The 21,958-nt window shown below is 32.8% G+C and carries 22 protein-coding genes and 1 pseudogene; 7 read left to right on the top strand and 16 right to left on the bottom strand.

Annotation, left to right across the window (positions count from 1 at the left end; genetic code table 11):
- Window positions 1–7: 7 nt before the first annotated feature.
- The 4 genes from KO504_RS02255 to KO504_RS02240 form a co-directional block, all read right to left on the bottom strand.
- Window positions 8–235, bottom strand: coding sequence for a VF530 family DNA-binding protein (locus KO504_RS02255; RefSeq protein WP_215924709.1), 228 nt, complete (start codon window positions 233–235; stop codon window positions 8–10).
- Between the two features lie 135 nt (window positions 236–370).
- Window positions 371–586 (bottom strand): DUF6500 family protein, encoded by a 216-nt coding sequence (locus KO504_RS02250; protein WP_215924708.1) that lies wholly within the window; start codon window positions 584–586, stop codon window positions 371–373.
- A gap of 3 nt (window positions 587–589) precedes the next feature.
- The gene (locus KO504_RS02245) at window positions 590–1,876 is read right to left on the bottom strand and encodes a DEAD/DEAH box helicase (RefSeq protein WP_215924707.1); all 1,287 of its coding nucleotides are present in this window, start codon (window positions 1,874–1,876) and stop codon (window positions 590–592) included.
- A 112-nt stretch (window positions 1,877–1,988) separates the two neighbouring features.
- Window positions 1,989–2,786 (bottom strand): tryptophan-rich sensory protein, encoded by a 798-nt coding sequence (locus tag KO504_RS02240; RefSeq protein ID WP_215924706.1) that lies wholly within the window; start codon window positions 2,784–2,786, stop codon window positions 1,989–1,991.
- Between the two features lie 229 nt (window positions 2,787–3,015).
- Here KO504_RS02240 and KO504_RS02235 point away from each other — a divergent pair, with 229 nt between their 5' ends.
- A complete protein-coding gene (locus tag KO504_RS02235; RefSeq protein WP_215924705.1) occupies window positions 3,016–3,582 on the top strand; it encodes a hypothetical protein in 567 nt (188 codons plus the stop codon).
- Window positions 3,583–3,638: 56 nt separating this feature from the next.
- Here the strand turns inward: KO504_RS02235 and KO504_RS02230 are convergent, their stop codons facing one another.
- From KO504_RS02230 to KO504_RS02215, 4 genes are all read right to left on the bottom strand, one after another.
- On the bottom strand, window positions 3,639–4,226 hold the full coding sequence (locus tag KO504_RS02230; RefSeq protein ID WP_215924704.1) for a hypothetical protein: 588 nt from the start codon (window positions 4,224–4,226) through the stop codon (window positions 3,639–3,641).
- A 161-nt stretch (window positions 4,227–4,387) separates the two neighbouring features.
- Complete coding sequence (gene yaaA, locus KO504_RS02225; protein WP_215924703.1) at window positions 4,388–5,146, bottom strand: peroxide stress protein YaaA; 759 nt, start codon at window positions 5,144–5,146, stop codon at window positions 4,388–4,390.
- A 194-nt stretch (window positions 5,147–5,340) separates the two neighbouring features.
- Entirely contained in the window at window positions 5,341–6,375 is a 1,035-nt protein-coding gene (locus tag KO504_RS02220; protein WP_215924702.1) for an RluA family pseudouridine synthase, read from the bottom strand.
- A gap of 3 nt (window positions 6,376–6,378) precedes the next feature.
- Entirely contained in the window at window positions 6,379–6,933 is a 555-nt protein-coding gene (locus tag KO504_RS02215) for a PASTA domain-containing protein (protein ID WP_215924701.1), read from the bottom strand.
- Between the two features lie 161 nt (window positions 6,934–7,094).
- On the opposite strand from KO504_RS02215, the gene KO504_RS02210 reads away from it, so the two are divergent.
- The 3 genes from KO504_RS02210 to KO504_RS02200 are packed head-to-tail and all read left to right on the top strand — an operon-like array spanning window position 7,095 to window position 9,295.
- Entirely contained in the window at window positions 7,095–8,072 is a 978-nt protein-coding gene (locus tag KO504_RS02210) for a D-alanine--D-alanine ligase (RefSeq protein WP_215924700.1), read from the top strand.
- A gap of 58 nt (window positions 8,073–8,130) precedes the next feature.
- Window positions 8,131–8,592: a pantetheine-phosphate adenylyltransferase gene (gene coaD / locus KO504_RS02205; protein ID WP_215924699.1), complete on the top strand. Its 462-nt coding sequence runs from the start codon at window positions 8,131–8,133 to the stop codon at window positions 8,590–8,592.
- Window positions 8,593–8,632: 40 nt separating this feature from the next.
- Window positions 8,633–9,295, top strand: coding sequence for a hypothetical protein (locus KO504_RS02200; RefSeq protein ID WP_215924698.1), 663 nt, complete (start codon window positions 8,633–8,635; stop codon window positions 9,293–9,295).
- Window positions 9,296–9,373: 78 nt separating this feature from the next.
- On the opposite strand, the gene KO504_RS02195 is transcribed toward KO504_RS02200, so the two are convergent.
- From KO504_RS02195 to alaS, 8 genes and pseudogenes are all read right to left on the bottom strand, one after another.
- Window positions 9,374–10,111, bottom strand: coding sequence for a hypothetical protein (locus KO504_RS02195; RefSeq protein ID WP_215924697.1), 738 nt, complete (start codon window positions 10,109–10,111; stop codon window positions 9,374–9,376).
- Between the two features lie 92 nt (window positions 10,112–10,203).
- Complete coding sequence (locus KO504_RS02190; RefSeq protein WP_215924696.1) at window positions 10,204–10,854, bottom strand: response regulator; 651 nt, start codon at window positions 10,852–10,854, stop codon at window positions 10,204–10,206.
- Between the two features lie 48 nt (window positions 10,855–10,902).
- Window positions 10,903–12,843 carry a tetratricopeptide repeat-containing sensor histidine kinase gene (locus KO504_RS02185; protein WP_215924695.1) on the bottom strand — a complete coding sequence of 647 codons (1,941 nt, stop codon included), beginning with the start codon at window positions 12,841–12,843 and terminating at the stop codon, window positions 10,903–10,905.
- 189 nt (window positions 12,844–13,032) lie between these two features.
- The gene (locus tag KO504_RS02180) at window positions 13,033–14,943 is read right to left on the bottom strand and encodes an outer membrane protein assembly factor BamB family protein (RefSeq protein WP_215924694.1); all 1,911 of its coding nucleotides are present in this window, start codon (window positions 14,941–14,943) and stop codon (window positions 13,033–13,035) included.
- A gap of 10 nt (window positions 14,944–14,953) precedes the next feature.
- The gene (locus tag KO504_RS02175) at window positions 14,954–15,496 is read right to left on the bottom strand and encodes a DUF6252 family protein (protein WP_215924693.1); all 543 of its coding nucleotides are present in this window, start codon (window positions 15,494–15,496) and stop codon (window positions 14,954–14,956) included.
- A gap of 113 nt (window positions 15,497–15,609) precedes the next feature.
- The gene (locus KO504_RS02170; RefSeq protein WP_215924692.1) at window positions 15,610–16,560 is read right to left on the bottom strand and encodes a GSCFA domain-containing protein; all 951 of its coding nucleotides are present in this window, start codon (window positions 16,558–16,560) and stop codon (window positions 15,610–15,612) included.
- Window positions 16,561–16,610: 50 nt separating this feature from the next.
- A pseudogene (locus KO504_RS02165) lies at window positions 16,611–16,987 on the bottom strand (GxxExxY protein).
- A 211-nt stretch (window positions 16,988–17,198) separates the two neighbouring features.
- The gene (gene alaS / locus KO504_RS02160) at window positions 17,199–19,814 is read right to left on the bottom strand and encodes an alanine--tRNA ligase (RefSeq protein ID WP_215924691.1); all 2,616 of its coding nucleotides are present in this window, start codon (window positions 19,812–19,814) and stop codon (window positions 17,199–17,201) included.
- A gap of 220 nt (window positions 19,815–20,034) precedes the next feature.
- Here alaS and KO504_RS02155 point away from each other — a divergent pair, with 220 nt between their 5' ends.
- Genes KO504_RS02155 through KO504_RS02145 form a run of 3 tightly spaced genes read left to right on the top strand, consistent with a single transcriptional unit; the run spans window position 20,035 to window position 21,949 of the window.
- Entirely contained in the window at window positions 20,035–21,006 is a 972-nt protein-coding gene (locus KO504_RS02155) for a M23 family metallopeptidase (protein WP_215924690.1), read from the top strand.
- 1 nt (window position 21,007) lies between these two features.
- Complete coding sequence (locus tag KO504_RS02150; protein ID WP_215924689.1) at window positions 21,008–21,337, top strand: MerR family transcriptional regulator; 330 nt, start codon at window positions 21,008–21,010, stop codon at window positions 21,335–21,337.
- 12 nt (window positions 21,338–21,349) lie between these two features.
- Complete coding sequence (locus KO504_RS02145; RefSeq protein ID WP_215924688.1) at window positions 21,350–21,949, top strand: LemA family protein; 600 nt, start codon at window positions 21,350–21,352, stop codon at window positions 21,947–21,949.
- Window positions 21,950–21,958: the final 9 nt, after the last annotated feature.

Raw genomic sequence — 21,958 nt, 5'->3', positions numbered from 1 at the left:
AGAAGAATTATTTTTTATTCTTTTTTAAATAGTCCAAATACATATTTTCTACCTTGGTTCTTGCCCAAGGTGTACGTCTTAAAAACTTTAAACTCGATTTTACTGAAGGATTATCCGTAAAACAGCGAATATTAATTTGATAGCCCATGTATTCCCAGCCATAATGTGCTTGCAGTTCTACTATGATCTGTTCTAATTTTATTCCGTGAAGTGGATTATTAGGTTGCGTTGACATAATTCTGTCATTCCTGCAAAAGCAGGAATCTAATATTATTTATAATTAAAATGGATTCCTGCCTACGCAGGAATGACAACAAATGTACAATTTTATCAATACTATTGTGATAGTAAAAGATAGGAGTTACTTCTATTATATATCTTTAATCAGAGCCTTTATCTTAACCGCTTTTTCAAAATGATCTAATTGGTGCGTTTGAATCCACCACGTTGCAGCTTCCATTAATAACTCTGGATTATCATTTTTATTTTTAAAAAATGCATAGAATGAAATACCCACATTGGTCCCTTTTTGCGCAATCTTTATATCGCAAACCGCTATGATTTTATCTTTTAATGCTGAAGTCATTACTTAAGGTCTACTATCATTATTACGATTGCGGCTTCTGCTTTTGTTTCGGTCTGAATTTCTATTATTAGACTTTCCTGAATTTCTATTATTAGAATTCTTACGACGACCTTGGTTTCTATTCTGACCTGGTTTAATTGGTTCTGTTGAAGCATTAGGGTCTGGCTCAAAACCTTCAAGGATTTCAACTTCAATCTTCATCGCAATCAACTTCTCAATACCGCGCAAATACGTTGTTTCATCTGCACTTACTAAAGAAATCGCTTCTCCACTGGCTCCTGCTCTACCTGTTCTACCAATTCTATGCACGTAATCTTCGGAAATATTAGGCAATTCAAAATTAATAACATGTGGCAACAAAGGTATATCTAAACCTCTTGCCGCAATATCTGTAGCGACTAAAACTCTAACAGCCCCATTTTTAAATCCCGCTAATGCCTTGGTTCTTGCTCCTTGACTTTTATTTCCATGAATCGCTGCGGCTGTAATGCCTTGGCTAATCATCTTTTTACAAAGTTTATTGGCTCCATGTTTAGTTCTTGTAAACACTAAAACTTGTTTCCAGTTTCCTTCAGAAATTAACTTTATAATCAGTCCTGTTTTTTTTCCTTTCGCCACACGATAGACTTTTTGCTGTATAACCTCTACAGCTGTGTTTTCTGGTGTGGCTTCAACTTGAACAGGATTATTTAAAATAGAATACGCTAATTTCTTAATATCTTTAGAAAAGGTTGCCGAAAACATAAGGTTTTGACGTTTTGCTGGAATCAACTTCATAACGCGCTCTATATCGCGTAAAAAGCCCATATCTAACATACGATCAGCTTCATCTAAAACAAATATTTCTACTTTGCTTAAAGATAACAGACCTTGGTTTTCTAAATCGATTAAACGTCCTGGTGTTGCCACCAAAACATCGACTCCTTGACTCAATTTATTAACTTGTGGTTTCTGATTGACTCCACCAAAAATAACCGTACTTCTAATATTTAAAAACTCACTGTACTCTTTAACATTGGCATAAACTTGCGCTGCTAGCTCACGTGTTGGAGTTAATATTAAAGCTCTAATTGGTCTGTGCCTTTGCTGAGAACCATTAGATAATAGGTGAAGCAACGGCAATGTAAAACCTGCTGTTTTTCCTGTTCCGGTTTGTGCTGATGCTAAAACGTCCTTTCCTTCTAATACAGGAGGAATGGCTTTTGCTTGAATTGGCGAAGGTGTTTCGTATCCTTTTTTCTGGATAGCTTGAAGTAAAGGCTCAGATAGCCCCAATGATTTAAATGACATAAATAGTGTTTATGAAGCAAACTCTATTTATTTAGGTCACTCCTTTAATTTTGCGCGAAGTTACAGCTATTTTATGCCTGACTCTAAAAAAATGCCTATAATCTTCTAAATACTATGAATTCTTTCCTTCTTTAAGCTTTACTAGCGGACTGGTATCGCGGTTTTTAAAACCATGTATCGAACTGCTTATTATTAATATAGCCGCACTTATAAAGGCAATATACATTAGTGTTTCGTTGTTTAATTTATTAGCATTTCCTATACCAATTAAGGCCCAAGCTCCTACAAGTGCAAACTCTCTCATATTACGTTTCCAGGTAATTATGACATTTATAAACACGGCAATAGCGATGAGTATAATAGCCCAAGTCAAATCAGACAGCCCTATACCACCCCAATCAATTTTCACTAAATACGTTGAAACATTAGCAATACTAGCCACGGTTACCCAACCCGAATAGATCACAAAAGGCCACCAAACAAAAGCAATAATGGGTAAGGGCTCATCGTCTAATTCCATTCTGTTGTTGAGTACAATTTTTAATAATGAAAACAGTAATAAGAAAATAAAAATACAAGACACTCCTGTATATTCATAGATCCAAGCAAATATCCAAAGCGAATTAAATAAACATGAGAGTATAAACCACCAACCCGTTTTTAGGACAACATCGTCATTTTTAACGTCTTTAAACAAACCGCGCCCTTGATAAATAACAAAACCTATCAGCAGTAAATAAATAACTCCCCAAATGGCAAACGTATAACCTGCAGGTGTAAATAAAGACCTATAACTATTGGAAACTTCACCAATAGTGGTATTATTTAAGGTTCCTGTATTAGAAAGATAATTGATGAATATCGTTATAAGTAAAGCTATTATATTTCCTATTTGAAGCGTCTTTTTCATGGTTTAATTTTTCTCTAATTTAAGACTTATAACGCATAAGATTAACTTATTCTCGCCATTCTTTAACCTAAATGAAAATATATAAAGCTTGTTAAGTGCTCTTTTTCAAGTTTAAGATCTACTAAACTATGAGATACTCTATCAATCCGTCATGGTTTTAGAAATTATTTAACTTCAAGAATTCATGTATATTAGCTGTTAGAGAAACGCACATTAACAAAATTCAACTATGAAAGCACTACTCTTTTTTTTACTTGTATTACCACTACACCTTTTTGCACAAGAACAAACGAGTTCAGAGAAGTTTTGGGAACAACTCAAAGCACATTGTGGTAATGCTTACGAAGGCGAAATTATTGAAGGTGGAAAAGCAGGTGATGGCTTTACAGGTGAAAAATTAGTCATGCATGTGCGTTCTTGTGATACTAATGATATTAGAATTCCATTCTTTGTAGGTGACAACAAATCGCGTACTTGGGTGTTACATATGAATGACGAAAAAATAATACGATTAAAGCACGATCATAGACATGAAGACGGATCGGAAGAAGATTTAACCCAATATGGCGGCACAAGTGCTAATCAAGGTTTAGCCAATTTACAAATGTTTCCTGCCGATGCTCATACGGCAAAAATATTACCGGCGGCCTCAACCAACATTTGGTGGTTTACCATAGACGAAACAAGTCTAACCTATAACTTACGTCGTTTAGGTACTGATCGTTTATTTACAGTGCGTTTTGATTTAACTAAAACTATTGAAACACCAGATGCTCCTTGGGGAACTGAAGATTGAATAAAACGACCTTAGTGAGTATTATAAATCGTTGGTTTAGATTTTAAAATAAAACCTTATAATGCAGACAACATACGTTCAACCTCAGCAATGGTTGCGCCGTAAAGTTTTCTGTTGGGTTTTGTTAAACGTTTAGATTCTGTTGCGATTTCTTCTAATAGCTCCTTCCCTTCTGACGTCCTATTGTTTTCTAAATAAAATTTAGCCAGCGCTAAACGTTCTGCATAATTTGAGTATGGCCTGTCTATTTGTATTAATTGGGCTTCGGCTTCATCCGTTCTTCCTAGTGCATTTAAAGCTAAACCATAACAGAATTGTTGTTTTGAACCTTTAAATTCTGATTTTTCTTTTATCCGTTCTGCCTGCTCAATTACACCTGCATAATCCTTAAGTTGAAAATAACACAATATCAAATTCTGCCTTGCATACAAATCATCTTGAACTGTATCTTCTAGCGTTTTCTTATAATTGATAATCGCATTAGGAATATCTCCATTTATAAAATAAGCATCAGCTAATTCAATTCTGTTAGTGTAGGTATCAACAAATTCAAGCTTCTTTTCTAAATCTTTTATTTTTTTAGTCGGATTAAGAACCGTTGTGATTTCCTCTTGAATTTTTTCTGCATCACTTTTGTTAAACATCTGAGTCACGATATAAATCAAAGATCCAATGGCAGGAATAAAAAAGATGAGAAAATACCAGTAAAAAGGTTTATTGTTTTTATAGACGTGATATAAACAATACACCTGAACAACTATAAGTAAGTAATACATATATTGAGTTTAAGGCACTACGGATTTATTTATCTTGTAAACACCAATTCATTCTCTGAAGATAATGTTTCGCTAAAACCATAGTTTTCATAATTAAAACCTTTAATATCATCAATGGTTTTTGCATCCGTATCAATAATATATCTCGTCATTAATCCTCTAGCTAATTTTGCAAAGATGGCTATGATTTTATATTTATCGTTTTTAAACTCTTTGAAGGCTACATTTACAACAGGCACTTTTAAAGCTTTGGTATCTATCGCTTTAAAATACTCGTTACTTGCCAAGTTAAGAAAGAGCTCATCATCCTCTAGCTCTTCGTTTAAAGCTTTCGTCACTTTCTTCTGCCAAAATTCATAAAGGTTTTTGTTTTTACCAACTGGCATTTTTGTTCCCATTTCCAATCGGTAAGGCTGAATTAAATCGAAGGGCTTTAAAACACCATATAATCCTGATAAAATCCGAACAGTGTCTTCAACCTTATCAAGTTTACTAGAGTCTATAGAATAAGCATCTAATCCTCGATATACATCACCACTGAATGCATAGATTGCTTGTCTTGCATTATCTTTTGTAAAGGGTAATTTCCATTCTTGATTACGCTCGTAATTCAGTTGCCCCAAATTATCTGAGATATGCATCAGTTGAGATAAGCTCTTAGCCGATTTCTTTTTTAATACCTTATTTAAACGCTCTGCGTCACCTAAGAAAAGACCCTGACTTGATTTTGTTGTTGGCAATTTGGTTTCGTAATCTAAAGATTTTGCTGGTGATAGTACTAGTTTCATAACTCGTGCCCGTGAAAATGGGTGTCTCTTTAATTTAAATCAACACTTACAAGAGTAAGAGTATCATTAAAGGTTAAACATTTTTTTTCTTTCTAATGTAAAAGTACAATGGAAATAAAAGAGTTTCAAATATTAGTGAGAACTAATCTTGATAGTGATATAACGAAAGTCTATTTAAAATTTTGGTTAAGATATTAATCCATGTGCTTAGCGTAATGCCTCCATTTTTCTACACATTTCGCAATATCTTCAGGAATTTTAGATTCAAACCTCATAAACTCACCTGTCGTTGGATGAACAAAACCTAACGTTTTGGCATGCAAGGCTTGTCGTGGTAAGATCTTAAAACAATTATCTACAAACTGCTTGTATTTTGTAAATGTTGTACCTTTTAAGATGCGTTCTCCACCATAACGTTCGTCATTAAAAAGCGTATGGCCAATATGCTTCATATGCACACGGATTTGGTGTGTACGACCAGTTTCAAGCTTACAACTCACTAAAGTAACATAACCTAAACGCTCTATCACTTTATAATGTGTTACAGCTGGTTTACCTTGTGCTTCTTCATCATCTAAAAATACCGTGTTTTGTAATCTATTTTTTGGGTGGCGACCAATGTTACCTTCAATAGTGCCTTCATCTTCTTCCATGTTTCCCCAAACAAGAGCAACATACTCGCGCTCACTTGTTTTTTTAGCAAACTGATTTGAAAGGTGTGCCATGGCATGTTCGGTCTTTGCCACCACTAATAAACCACTAGTATCTTTATCTATTCTATGAACCAAACCTGGTCTCTCACTTGAGTTATTTGGTAGGTTTTCGAAATGAAAAATAAGTCCATTTATTAAAGTCCCTGAATAATTACCATGTCCTGGATGCACTACCATACCTGCTGGTTTATTAACAACTAGCAAGTCATCATCTTCGTACACCACATCTATAGGAAGATCTTCAGCAATTAAAAGATTCTCATGAGGTGGGTGCTCAAATTTAACGGTAATATAATCATTGGGTTTTACCTTGTAATTAGATTTTACAGGAACATCATTTACAAAGATGCTACCATCTTTTGCAGCCGCTTGAATTTTATTACGCGTGGCGTTTTCAATAAAATTCATTAAGTATTTATCGATTCGTAGTGGTTGTTGACCAGCAACAACTCTAAACGCGTGATGTTCATATAATTCGTTTTGTTCTTCGTCTGAAATATCAGGAATATTAGCCATATCTTAATTGCGCTTACCGTTACCTAAAACCAAATCTATTGTAGATGTTAGTGGTAAAAGTGTTCCTGATTTTAGAGTTTCGCCATTATGCCTCATACCTAAAACTACATCCTTTCCGATATTGTCTATATATGTAATCTCACCTACCTTAAATTCTAAGGCTTCTAATTGAGGTTTAGCTTGTCTAAAAGTACGTTTTAAGATGTTTGGCACTTGTACTTTTCTATAACCAGAAGGGTTTAGTATTAAATAAATTTTTCGATTTTCCTTAACCTTTGATCCTGCTATTGGGTTTTGTTCAATTACAGAATACTTAGGATATTTAGGATTATAATTCGCAGAATCTTGTATTTCCATTGCTAAATCATGATCCTTAAGCTCAATCCCTACCGTTTCTAAAGATTTACCTTTTAAATCTGGTACAATTACAAATTCTCCATGATTGGTAGATATGTTTAGCCATTTTAGCACAATAAAACATAATACGACTACAGCAACAATGGCTAATGCCAATTGTTTAAAAAACACTTTACTGGTAAGAAACTTCACAAAACTCATAAGCAAATAATTGTTGGCAAAATTAAGAAATTCTAATGGTATAATAACGTTGTACTAATAAAATACGTATCATTTCTGAATATAGATTATTAAAAATAAATGATACTTTTACGCTATGGCTTTTTAAACTTAAAAGATACCCGCTTTTGTGGGCGTTAAAGATGAAGAAAAATATTGCAATTATAATGGGCGGTTATTCTAGTGAATATAAGATCTCCCTTAAAAGTGGCAACGTGGTTTACAACACGTTAGACAAAGAAAAATATAATGCTTATCGCATTCATATTTTTAAAGACAAATGGGTTTTTGTTAATGATATGGAAGAAGAATTCTTAATAGACAAAAACAATTTTTCGGTATTAGTAAATGAAACTACAATAACTTTTGATTGCGTTTTTAATGCCATTCATGGGTCTCCTGGCGAAGATGGATTTATGCAAGCCTACTTTGAATTGCTAAATCTACCCCAAACTAGTTGTAGTATGTACCAAGCTGCGCTGACTTTTAACAAACGTGATTTACTAGCCACCTTAAAACCTTATGGTATTAAAACCGCTGAGAGTTACCCTCTTAATCTTGGAGATGTAGTAGATGAAGATGCCATTATTGCCAAAGTAGGCTTACCGTGTTTTGTAAAAGCAAATAAAGCTGGAAGCAGTTTTGGAATATCTAAAGTCTATAAAAAAGAAGATTTACAAGCTGCAATAGACAATTCTTTTAAAGAAGACAATGAAATTATAATCGAACAGTTTTTAGATGGTGTCGAAGTTTCTGTTGGTGTCATCTCTTATAAAGGCGAAACGCTTGTTTTACCAATTACAGAAATCATCTCTGAAAATGATTTCTTTGATTACGAAGCTAAATACGAAGGAAAATCACAAGAAATTACTCCAGCTCGAATTTCTGAAGATTACGCAACCAAAGTGAGAACAGAAGCAAAAAAAATATATGAAATCCTTGGAATGAAAGGTTTTTCACGAAGTGAATTTATCGCTAAAAATAATGAGCCTTATTTACTAGAAGTAAACACAGTTCCAGGTTTAACTAAGGAAAGTATTTTACCTCAACAAGCCGCCGAAGCTGGAATAAGTTTACAAGATTTGTTTAGCAATGCTATTGAAGAAGCCTTGAAAAATTAATAGTTATATTTGAAATTAATACGTTTTCCTATTCTGTGGAAAAAACAAAAATTAGTCAATGAAAAGAGCACTATTTCCTGGGTCATTTGATCCCATAACAAACGGTCACTACGATATTATAATGCGTGGCATTAAACTTTTTGACGAAGTGGTTGTGGCTATTGGTATCAATGCTGAAAAAAAATATATGTTCTCTTTAGAAGAACGAAAAGCTTTTATAGAAGAAACATTTAAAAACGAACCTAAAGTAAAAGTGGTAACCTACAAAGGCTTAACTATCGATTTCTGTAAAGACATTGATGCACAATTTATCTTAAGAGGTTTAAGGAATCCTGCTGATTTTGAATTTGAAAAAGCCATAGCACATACCAATAGAAAATTATCAAAAATTGAAACCGTATTTTTATTAACAGCTGCTCGAACATCTTTTATTTCATCTTCTATTGTAAGAGATGTTATTAGAAATAATGGTGACTATACCGTTTTAGTTCCAGATAGTGTTAGAGTTGATGATAAGTAAATTGAATTTTATCATAACCAATGTCACAAATCTATTATAAATGGAAGACGATTACTCTATATTTAGAAAATTCCCAAGTTTAGAACAGGCTACAGAACTAAAAACATTACTAAACAACAATGGTATTGAAACCGTTCTTGGTGACAATGTGCCACCTGTTGATGTTACCTTCTCTGGAAATACTTTACAAAACGAAATTGAAGTTAGAATTAAACAAACGGACTTTAAAAAAGCGGAACTTCTTCTCGAAAAAGATGCAGAAGATTTAATTGAAAACATTGATAAAAATTATTACTTATTTGATTTTACAAACAAAGAGCTTTATGAGATTTTATTAAAATCTGATGAATGGAATGCCTTTGACTATACACTTGCCCAAAAAATATTAATACAAAGAGGAAAATCTATAGATAAAGATTTACTCAATTCTTTAAAAGAGGAACGATTAAAACAATTAGCAAAACCTGAAGGAAACCAAAAACTTTGGATTATTGCGGGTTACTTTTTTATGCTTTTAGGTGGTTTTTTAGGATTAATAATAGGTTATTTTTTGTGGACATCTAAAAAGACCTTACCAAACGGTCAAAAAGTTTATTCCTATGCTGAGAGTGATAGAACACACGGAAAATATATCTTCATTATAAGCTTAATAATTGCACCTACTTCAATACTTTTTAGAGTAGTGAGTCAAATTTTAAATTAACTAAAAAAGCCTTATCGCATAAAAAAACTCAAACCTATAAGATTTGAGTTTTTTTATTTTTAAAATTTATCTATTCTATTAATAGTACGACAATTCTACAAAAATATCTTCTTCATAATCTGTACCTGGTACATATGTAATAGTACTACTTGTTGGGTAATCTGCATTATTATAAGAATATGAGCTGGTATATGCATCAGAAATATCAGATGATACTCCACTAGTATTAACGTATGTTAGCACATTATTTTTATAAGTACTGTGTCCCATTAATTCAAAAACTTCACTTTGATGAATGTTTTTAAAAGGGTTATTCTTAGTATCATAAGTATAAACATAGTCTTGATTTCCATTAACATCCTCCTCTTCAATACGGTTACCTAGGGTATCGTAGGTATATATATACGTGTTCACTCCAGCTTCAAGCATAGTAACAGTACCATCAGCGTTATAAGTATAGGTATTAACCTCTCCAGGACCAAAATCATACATGTAAGTCTCAGTAACTAAACGATTATTACTATCGTATTCTAATTCTATTTCCGTATCTAATTCACCATCTATATATTCTTTAATAGAAGTTAAAAGATTATTGGTATAGTTAAAAACTTCATTGTCTCCACCAGAATAAGAGATACCAACTAACTTATTATCAGAATAGGTATAATTAGTTACAAAAACGCCATCTTCATAAGTTTCAGTAGTTGATTTCAACAAAACAGTATCTGGATCTCCAGTATCATCAGTAGAATCATCGCTTGAACACGAGTTAAATGTTAAGCCAAAGGCGCAAAAAATAAAAATTAGTTTTTTCATGTTTGTTTTTTTAGATTACGAATGTAGTACTATTTTTCCTATCATTATTAACATTTAGACAAACTCAACCTTCTCATAAAGTTTTAAACCTACTAAATAAGATTATTCCGTCTCGCTTTTTGAACCGCTTCGAGTTTATTGTGCACTTGTAATTTTCTGTAGATATGCTCAATATGTTTTCTAATTGTTCCTGTAGAAAGTATAAGATTATCCGCAATGGCATTGTAGCTCAACCCCTTGCTCAATTGTTCTAAAACATCGACTTCACGGTCTGTTAACTTTATAGTTTCTATAGCTTTCTTATCTTCTGCAACAAACGGGTTTCGCAATAATTTTAAGGTTTTTAGTGCAATTGATGGATTCATTGCAGCTCCACCATTTAAGGTTTCTAGGATCCCTGAATGTAAATCACCAGCATTAATTTCTTTTAGTAAATACCCATCGGCACCTGCTTTTATGGCGTTAAAAATATTCTCGTCATTATCAAAAACAGTAAGCATTATAATTTTAACGTGTGGATATTTTTGCTTTACTTTTTCAGTAGCTTCAATACCATTCATTATTGGCATTTCTATATCCATCAAGATTAAATCGAGATTATGATTATTCTCTAATCTCTCTAAAGCATCAGCGCCATTTATGGCACTAAATTTCACTTCTAAATCTTCAAAGAAGGACAGCTTCTCTTCTACCGCTTTTATTAGAAACGTATTATCATCTACTATAGCAATTTTTATTTTCATAGGTTTAATATCATTCATTAATAAAAAAGGTAAACAGTTTATTCTTAATTAGAGAAAAAGCGTAATCGATGTACCTTCATCCGGCGCAGACTCTATACTCAAATTTCCTCCAAGATCATGAGCACGTTTTTTCATATTTCTAAGCCCATTGCCTAAGACTGTATGGGTTATATCAAATCCTTTTCCATCATCTTTTATCAAAACTCTGATATGGTTATTAACCTCATATATTTCTACGTTAATATGAGATGCTTCTGCATATTTTAAGGTATTGTGTATGGCTTCTTGTGTTATTCTATAAATATTCATGCCTTCTACTGAAGTAAAAACAGTAGCATTATTAATTGTTCTATCTACATTAAATTGAAACGTTATATTTTGTGCTGCTAGATTGGCTTTTTCTATAAAATTTGAAATTCTGATTTCTAAATCTTCAAATGTAATTTCGCTTTTATTCATGGCCCAAATTGTGTCTCTAAGCTCATAAATTGTACTAGACGCAAAGTCATTAATGGTATCAAGCTTTGCCGTTAATTTTTCGTCTTTAATTTTAAATGCATATTTCAAATTATCTATAGACGAAATTATAAAAGTAAGTTGAGCACCAATATTATCGTGTAAATCTCTACTAATTCTTAAACGTTGTTCTTGTAGCTTATTCTGTGTTTCAATTTTTATTAAAGCACTTTTTAATTCGTTTTCTTTTTGAAGTTGTTTGTTCTTTAACTTTTGCTGATTATAAATGAAATATCCTAAAACACTTAATACGATGGCCAAACCTATAAGTCCAAGTATTTGGTAGTTTCGTCTTTGAATGACAAGGTCACTTTCCGCAATTTTTGCACGATGCAATAGTAACTCTGTTTCTTTTTTCTCCGTTTCGTATTTAATTTCTAAATCCGCAATTTTTTCGGCATTAGTTTCCGAAAAGATCGAATCTTTTAAGCGGATAAATTTAATTTTATGTGCTCTTGCGGTTTCAAAATCATTGAGCATATAATGACTTTCTGCACTTGTTAAATAAAGGTCAGCCGCAATTAGTTCAATTTCTGGATACTTGTCCACTAAGGCCAACCCTTTATTGAGATATTTTAGGGCCTGTTTTGGAGCATCAGTTTCGTTATATAGAGTTGCAATATTATTATAATTTGACACCAACCTTTTCTCATCTGCATTGTAGTTCTCTGGTCTTTCTAAAGCAGCCAAATACGTTTTTAAAGCCAATTTAATATTTCCTTTTGTATTATAGGCATTTGCCAAATTGTCTAAAATCCTATAATAATCAAGTAAATTGTTTTTACGTTTAGCTAAATCTAAACCTTTCTTATATATAGTAATAGCTTCATCTACTCTACCCAAGTCTTTTAAATTGATACCAATATTATTTAATGAGGCTATTTGGTCGTTCTCTAAGTTATATTTTTCACGAACCACTAATGCTTTTTTATGATATTCCAATGCCTTTTCACTAAGGTTCATCTCTTGGTAAATAAGACCGATATTATTTAATGGGGTCGCAGACGAGCGCTCATTTTTTAGATCATCCACTTTTTTTAAGGACTGAAAAAAGTAGTCTAAGGCATTATCATAGTTACCTCTGTTCCAATTAAACATACCAAGGTTATTGAGGCACATGTTTTCAATAGTTTTAAAACCATATTGATGACTTAATTTTAGCGCTTTTTCAAAATAATATTTAGCAGAATCGGTTTTTCCCATAACATCCATATAAATGCCATGAGTATTGGTAAGTTCTGTTAATCCGAATTGAAAGTTTGAAGCCTCCGCTAGCTGCTTACCTTCTTTAATAACTTGGATGGCTTTTTTTGAGTCATTAAAAATATAGCCGAAGCCTATTTTATTATACATTCTAATTTTAACAGAATCATTAGATGTATTTTTTGCTACTACTAATAAGCTGTCTAAATTTTGAGCGCATAAAATACTTGAAAAGAAGCCGAAAATAAAAAGTCCTATAATTTTATTCATATAGTAGAGTCTATCCGCGATATTGTCGCTATTTAAAATATCATTGTAGTATCTTAATTAATACTGTGTTAGTTAAAGGTAATATTAATTACCATGAAACTAATTTTCTTTTCGATAAATCAAATTGATAAAAAGATTAAGCGTAATTTTTCATTACGCTTAATCTGCTATACATATATCTGTTTTTGATTATTTTAAATTATATGTATGAATAGATTTATCAGAAGCTTTATAAAACAAATAGCCACCATAATCATCCACCTTATATTCTGGCTTTTTATTATTTAGCACGATTTCCGTTACCACTTCTCCTGAATCCTTGTTCACTTTTACCAAACCAACGTTTTTGTCTATTTTGGTTAAAATAAACTGTGCATTTTCGGTAGCGGAAGAAGCTTTAAAACGCTCAGACATCATTTTAAAAGATGCGTCACTAATAGAAGCAAACATCTCTGAGGCACGTTTAGCTTCCTTACCATAATCATTATAATTACGTAAATTATTGGCACCAATACCTCTATTATTAGCACCTGCAGCTAATGAAGTAGAAGCTGTAGCGACTAAAGATGCTGCTGCAACCACACCGCCTACGACTTTCATAAAACCACTTTTTCCTGGTGATTTATAATAACTGTGATATAGTTCATTGCCTTCTTTGTCTAAAAGCATCATGTTCTGAGAGGCTGCTAAAAAGATATTTTCTCCACGCATACCAAGTGTAGTTGCGGTCTCTTTTTCTTCAAACTTTACTTTTGCCAATTCTGATACATCTCCAGAATTAGCATCAATAGCGTAAATTTCATTAGCTGCCGCTATTAAATAGCGGTTATTTCCAGCATCAAAAGTAGAAGCAACCGAAACAGAGTTTTTATATTTTAATGGTTTTTCCCATACCGATTCACCAGTATCTAAATTTACAATATTAGCATCCTCACTAGTAATATATATTAGGCCTTGAGGCGAATGCGCCATGGTTAAGATATTTTCTCCTGTTTTTAACGGTTTTTTAAATAGTGGTTTACCATCGAACGAAATTTTATTAATTCCTCCAGATTGAATTCCGAATAAAATACCATCTTCCATAACATAAAAATGCTGCACATAGCCTTTGGTCTTAGGTGCCTTTTCCCACAGATCTTCACCCGAAGTTGCACTTAAAAAAGCAATTACAGATTCATCTTTAGTTGCAAATACACTTGTATCTCCTCCACTGCTCTTATTGCTCACTACAGCTAACCCTTGAGGTAAAATTTCAAATTTAGATATCTTACCTTTTATTTTTCTATCGTCTTGCCATAAAGCTTTACCATTTTTATCAATTTTATGAATTCGAGTGTTTTTTCCCGAATTAACGGCCTCAAAACCATAAATTTCGTTTTCAGAAGCATCAGCTATCATCTTACTCACATTTTTTATTTTAGTGGTCCATAATTCCTTTCCATCATGTGATTTGGCAATTAAACCTTGTGCGGTTGGAATAATTAAAAACTCTTTTAACAGAAGTGGTGTTCCGGTTACACTAAAATCTTTTGCGACTCCTACGCGCCCTGGTTTATCTAAAAAGAAACTATAATCTAAACTAGAAATTGATAAATCGTAAACGGCTACTTTGGGAGTCATCTTTTCAAATTTATCTCCCACTTTTTGAATACCACTAATTATTAGTTTGTTCTGCGGTAAAATGACATTGCAGGTATAGACTTGATTCCATTTATCGTCTTCCGAATTGAAAATAACACGGCCTCTAACATAATCTATAACTGCACGTTTTGTTTTAGCAATACCAGCCAATTTAGATCCAGCACCTTGAGAAACTATGACGTAAGGTGAACCTGGAATAAATTCTGTTTCTTCTGGTTTTAATCTTCCAAAATTATTAAACGTAAAAACAGGCTTATCTTCAGTAGGTTTTATACCTATAAGACCATCATTAGTCGCCACTACTAAAACACCTCCAATTGTCAGTGTCATTTCATTGATTTTAGCATCCAACTCATAGCGCTGTTCTGGTTCTACATTTTGCTGTCCATATATTGGCTGCAATAAAAAGACTAAAGCAACCCAAACTAGATGACTTATGTGGTTACGTCGTTTTTTCATATTAGAAATCTTAATTGATTTGTTTACTTAGGTTAAACGAACCATCCGTAATATTTTTTATAGATTGATCGCCTCCTACATTTTTACAATCAAACTCAAAAGTTCCAATTATTTTAGTATCCGTTTCTTCAGAAATACTAATAGAACCAACAGATAGATTCTCGTATGGAGCCTGCCACATTTCAGTAACAGAATTTACAGGGTTATTTAAATCTACTTCTGTTTCAGAGTAAGATGCCACATTAACACCTGTACTAATAGAACCATCAAAATTATATGTTCCCACACCATCGTAGCCAAAAATTGTAAATGAAAAGGCGTTACCATCGCTATTTGAGGCTATGATAATAAGACTTTGACCAGAAGGATTGTTTGCAACAGTAGCAGAAGAAGAGATTTCCATTGACTCATAATTTGTACCATCTACTTTGGCAACTAAAGTTCCAGAAGGAGCATTTCCTCCACTTCCTCCATCGTCATCTTTAGAACATGATGTGAATGTTACTAATAAAACTGTCATTAAAAGTAACATGATTTGGTTTAATTTTCTCATTGTGAATTAATTTATTGGTTAATAATGAGACAAATTTGCACAATAAGACAAAGCCAAACCATACGACGAATTGCGTATATTTAAGAAAACTGTCGTTTTAAGCTAATGATATATTAAAATGAAATATGAGGAAATTGCTTGTGCAAATTCTCAATTTCTAATTGAAGTTTTGAAAGAAAAGCTTGATGTGCATCAGAATTTGGATTAAAGGGACGATGTGCTTTTTTAGCTTGAATAGCGGCAACGGTTTCTAAAACTTTTAATGCATCTTCAGTTAACCAAACTGTTTTAAATTTTTCCCAAATATAATTTATCGCCACCTCATTTGGATGAAGCATATCTGAATTATAGAAACGATAATCTCGTAATTCATCCATCATAATTTCATAAGAAGGAAAATAATAACGTTGCGCTCTAGGTTCTATAACCTGATGGATTGCCGCTAACAAATGTGATTTACTACGCGTATTTTCAATAAAACCATCTTTAATATGCCTAACGGGAGACACGGTAAAAAGAAATGTAATATTAGGATTAACACTTTTTACCAAGCTAAAAATAGCCTCTAGAGACTCCGTTATTTGAGCTACAGAAAGTAGTTCTTTTAAAAATTGTTTTTGTGGAATTTTATGGCAATTGGCTACGATTTTATCAGAAGCAATATGTCTATACACCCAACTTGTTCCTAAAGTAATTATAATATGACTTGCGTTAAGCAAATCATTGTGTGCCTTTTCAATTTGTCTATTTAAAACCTCTAATAACGCAGCACTTGAAGTTGTACTTAACTTTGAATGTACCTCTAAGCAACACCACTGCTCATTGTGAAACTCTAAATCTTCTTTAGAGTAATAATCCTTATTAATTGCCTTAGTTATGAGGTTTTCAATTGCTAAAGGATGAAATAATATTCCGAAAGGATTAACTGTAGTTTGAAACTTATAATAGTTAAACGTCTCACCTATATTCTCTGAAAAGCATGAGCCAAACAGCATAATCTTAGAGTTGTAATCTAATTGATGATGCTGCTGTGGTTTTAGTGGTATTTTTGTTAGTAGATTCATATTTTTCTCGCAAAGGCGCAGAGTCGCAAAGATTTTTCTGAACGCATAACCTATAAATTGTTAACTATTCTCGTTATACCTGACTTAATTAATGGACTATTAAAATTAATCAATAAGCCTAACTTTATTCCTGAAAGTTTCAAGTATGTTAATAATTGCTTGGATGAACAGGATGAATTTCTTGAACAGATTTAACCTCTATAATAACTTTATTCTCAACTATTAAATCGGTTCTATAATTTAAATCTAACTGCGTTCCTCTCCAAGTTACAGGAAAAGGTTTTTGTCGATCAACCTTAAAACCTTCATTTTTTTATTCCTGATATAAAATTTCTTCATAAATAGATTCTAATAAACCTGGACCAAGTTCAACATGAATGTGGTAACAAACATCGACTATAATTCTATATATATCGTTTTCAGTCATTCTATATACATTTTCTCGCAAAACCGCAGAGACGCAAAGATTTACATGAACTCAATATAACTTTTTTTAATTACGCCAGACAGTCTTCTCCCGAAATACTTTTTGACTTTATATGCTCACGCAAAGTCACTAAGACGCAAAATCTCACTCCTATCAATAAATACAATTCCTTATTTTCTTTGCGCCTCTGTGTCTTTGCGAGAAATATTTTTTACACTAAATATACCTTAGCAGCCTCCAGAGCAGCTGTAATCCCATCAGGATTTTTACCACCAGCAGTTGCAAAGAACGGCTGTCCTCCACCTCCACCTTGGATATGTTTACCTAATTCTCTAACAATTGTACCAGCATTTAAACCTTTACTTGCCACTAATTCCTTAGAGATATAACAAGACAAAATTGCCTTTCCATCATTTTCTGCTCCAAATAACAAGAATAAATTTTCAAACTGACTTCCCAATTCAAAACAAACATCTTTTATACCAGAAGCATCTAAATCCAGTTTTTTAGCTAAAAACTGAATTCCATTAATTTCGGTTAATTCGTTTTTTAATTCACCTTTAATATTTTTGGCTTTATCTTTTAATAGTACTTCAATTTGCTTTTTTAAATCATTATTTTCATGTTGAAGATTTTCTAATGCTTTTACAGGTTCTTTAGCATTATTTAGCATGCCTTTCATTTCAAGGTATGCTGTATTATTCTCAGAAAAATAATCTCTAACGGCTTTATTTGTAATGGCTTCAATGCGTCGTATTCCTGCCGCAACTGCGCCTTCAGACACAATTTTAAAATGCCAAATATCAGACGTGTTTTTCACATGAATTCCGCCACATAATTCCATTGACTTTCCAAAACGAATCGTTCTCACCGTATCTCCATATTTTTCACCAAATAATGCCATAGCTCCTTCTTCAAGCGCTTTTTCCATTGGGATATTACGTTGTTCTTCTAAAGGTAATTTACCTTCAATTCTGGCATTTACAAAATCTTCTATTTCTTGTAGTTGCTCTGGTGTTACTTTTGAAAAATGAGAAAAGTCAAAACGTAATGATTTTGGTTTTACCAAAGAGCCTTTTTGCTCTACATGCTCTCCTAAAATAGCTCTTAAAGCCTGATGTAATAAATGTGTTGCTGTATGATTACTAGACGACAATGCTCTGTGCTCACTACTTACAACAGCTTTAAAGTTTTCGTTTATATGCTTTGGTAAGTTTTTACACAAATGAATAATAACATTATTCTCTTTTTTTGTATCTACGATATAAACCACATCTCCATGCACATCTTGTAACACGCCTTTGTCTCCAACTTGCCCACCTCCTTCAGGATAAAATGGTGTTAAATTGAAAACTAACTGATACATTTCTCCATCTTTTTTAGAGGTTACTTTTCGGTATCTAGCAATTTTTACATTGGCTTCTAAAGCATCATAACCTATAAATTCTTGTACGTCGTCTTCAAATAAAATCGTCCAATCTTCAGTAGATGTTTCACTAGCAGATCGTGATCTGTCTTTTTGCTTTTGCAGTTCTTCATTAAACCCTTTTTCGTCTAATTTCAAATCCTTTTCGGATAGAATTAAAGCTGTCAAATCAATAGGAAAACCGTAAGTATCATACAATTCAAAAGCTTTTTCACCAGAAACGGTATCACCTTTTGTTTCTTCAACTATACGATTAAGCAATACTAAACCTTGATCTAATGTTCTTAAAAAAGAGGCTTCTTCTTCTTTAATTACATTTTCAATTAATACTTTTTGTGCTCGCAATTCTGGAAATGCATCTCCCATTTTTTTGCTCAGCACATCTACTAAACGATATATAAAAGGTTCCTTTTTATCTAAAAATGTAAAACCATAACGTACAGCTCTTCGTAAAATTCTACGAATAACATAGCCAGCACCTGTATTACTTGGTAATTGTCCATCTGCTATAGAAAAGGCAACAGCTCTTACATGGTCTGAAATAACACGAATAGCAACATCAACCTCTTCATTCTTATTATAGTCTTTATTTGTAATAGCCTCAACCTCTCTAATAATTGGTGTAAAAACATCCGTATCATAATTAGATTGCACACCTTGCAATACCATACACAAACGTTCAAACCCCATTCCTGTATCTATATGCTTATTTGGCAACACCTCTAACTCACCATTTGCTTTTCGGTTGTATTCCATAAAAACCAAATTCCATACTTCAACCACATGTGGATGATCCATGTTTATTAAAGTCTTTCCATCCACCTTTGCTTTTTCTTCAGCAGATCTAATGTCTACATGGATTTCACTACAAGGCCCACAAGGTCCTTGGTCTCCCATTTCCCAAAAATTGTCTTTCTTATTACCTTTTAGAATTCGGTCTTCAGAAATATATTGCTTCCAAATATCGTAAGCTTCCGTGTCCATTTTAAGCTTATCAGCGTCATCACTACCCTCAAAAACAGTAACATAAAGTATGTCTTTATCAATACCATAAACTTCAGTTAGCAACTCCCAAGCCCAAGCAATGGCTTCTTTTTTAAAGTAATCACCAAAACTCCAATTACCCAACATTTCAAACAATGTATGATGATAGGTATCGTAACCAACTTCTTCCAAATCATTATGTTTACCAGAAACACGCAAACATTTTTGAGAATCTGTAATCCTATTTTTCTTCGGTTCAGTATTCCCTAAAAAGTATTCTTTAAAAGGTACCATACCAGCATTCACAAACATTAAAGTTGGATCTTCCTTTAATACCATTGGTGCAGAAGGAACGACAAGGTGTTGTTTTCCTTCAAAGAAATTTAAAAATTTAGATCGTATATCTTGAGACTTCATATATAAAAATTAGAGCTTGCTTTATTAAATTAGTACAAATGCAAAACATTTTTTTATCTTTACTCACCAATTTTTTATTTTAAATTTTGGTGTTTGTGAACCTACAAAATATTCACAATAAAATACAATGTAATATTATTTTTGTAGGTTTGAACGTTACGCTAATATAAGATGCTTGCTTTATGTGCTTATTAGCTGCAAAAATAGCATAAATTCAAACATGGCTAAAGTAAAATATTATTATGATTCTGAAACGCTTTCTTACCGTAAAATAAAGCGGAAAAAAGCTACCACTATAAAATACGCTTCAGTGTTTTTAACTGCTGCTGCTCTTTTTGGGTTTCTAGCATTTTTTATTGCAAGTCAATATATTGAATCTCCTAAAGAACGACAGTTAGCAAGAGAGTTACAAAACATGGAACTGCAATACGAGTTAATTAACAAACGTATGGACGATGCTATAGCTGCTTTAGAAAATGTAGAAGAGCGCGATAATGCCATTTACAGACTCTATTTTGAAGCCAACCCCATACCTACAGAACAACGTAGAGCAGGATTTGGAGGCATTAACCGTTATAAAAAATATGAAGGTTATAACAATTCGCAATTAATTGCAGAAAGCAATAAGCGAATGGATATTTTAGAAAAGGCAATCGTTGTACAATCCAAATCCTTAGATGAAATTGCAAAACTGGCAGAAGACAAAGAAAAATTTTTAGAGGCTATACCTGCAATTCAACCTATAAGTAATGAAAACATGACACGTATGGCTTCTGGATATGGCTACAGAACCGATCCATTTACCAAGGTTAGAAAATTCCATTTTGGCATGGATTTTACAGCACCACGTGGCACTCCTATTTATGCCTCTGGTGACGGTGTTGTAAAACGTGCTGATAATGCCTCTACAGGTTATGGTAACCACATACGAATAGATCATGGCTATGGCTATGTTTCCTTGTATGCGCACTTATACAAATACAATGTTAAAGTAAATCAACGTGTAAAACGTGGCGATTTAATTGGCTATGTTGGAAGTACAGGGCGTTCTGAAGCACCACATTTACACTATGAAATTTTTAAAGATGGGGAACGTATAAATCCTATCAATTTTTATTATGGTAACTTATCTGCCGAAGAATACGATATACTGCTGAAAAAAGCTTCATTAGAAAACCAATCTCTCGATTAAGATGCATATAGACTTACCAGAAAAACGTTATTACGGTATTGGCGAAGTTGCCAAGGCCTTTAAAGTAAATGCTTCTCTAATTCGTTTTTGGGAAAAAGAATTTGATGTTTTAAAACCGAAAAAAAACGCAAAAGGCAACCGTAAATTTACTCCTGAAGATATTAAAAACCTCAAGTTTATTTACCATTTAGTAAAAGAAAGAGGCTTTACACTTGAAGGTGCAAAAACACATCTTAAAGAAGAAAAAAAACAAGCTTTAGAGAAATTTGAAATTATCGAAAAACTCGAAAGCATAAAAGCACAACTTAACAAAATTAAAACACAACTTTAAAACTAAACTATTATGAAAAAATGGCTAATTCCAGTTATTATTATTGCACTATTAGCGTTTGCAATTTATCAATGGGCTGTAGGGTTTAATAATACTGCTGTAGAATATGAAGCTAATGCTAAAACAGCCTGGTCTAATGTTGAAAGTTCTTACCAAAGACGAAATGACCTTATAGGTAACTTAGTTAAAACAGTACAAGGAGCGGCTGATTTTGAAAAATCAACTTTAACAGCTGTAATTGAAGCTAGAGCAAAAGCAACGTCAACAACAATTGATGCAAGCAATTTAACAGCTGATAACATGGCACAATTTCAACAAGCGCAAAGTGGCTTAAGTGGAGCATTATCAAAATTATTAGTGTCTGTGGAGCGTTATCCTGAATTAAAAGCGAATCAAAATTTCTTAGAGCTTCAAAGTCAACTAGAAGGCACTGAAAACCGAATTAATATCGCTAGAGATCGCTACAACGAAAAAGTAAATATTTATGACATACATACTTCAAAATTCCCAGGATCGGTATTAGCTGGTTGGTTTGGTTTTGAAGAAATGCCTAGATATAAAGCAGATGCTGGAAGTGAAAATGCACCAGATGTTGATTTCGACTTTAAATAAAATTTAATT

The organism is Winogradskyella psychrotolerans, assembly GCF_018860565.1.
GTDB lineage: Bacteria > Bacteroidota > Bacteroidia > Flavobacteriales > Flavobacteriaceae > Winogradskyella > Winogradskyella damuponensis.
Note: the sequence above shows the minus strand (reverse complement) of the source record. Positions and strands in the feature narration are given on the sequence as shown.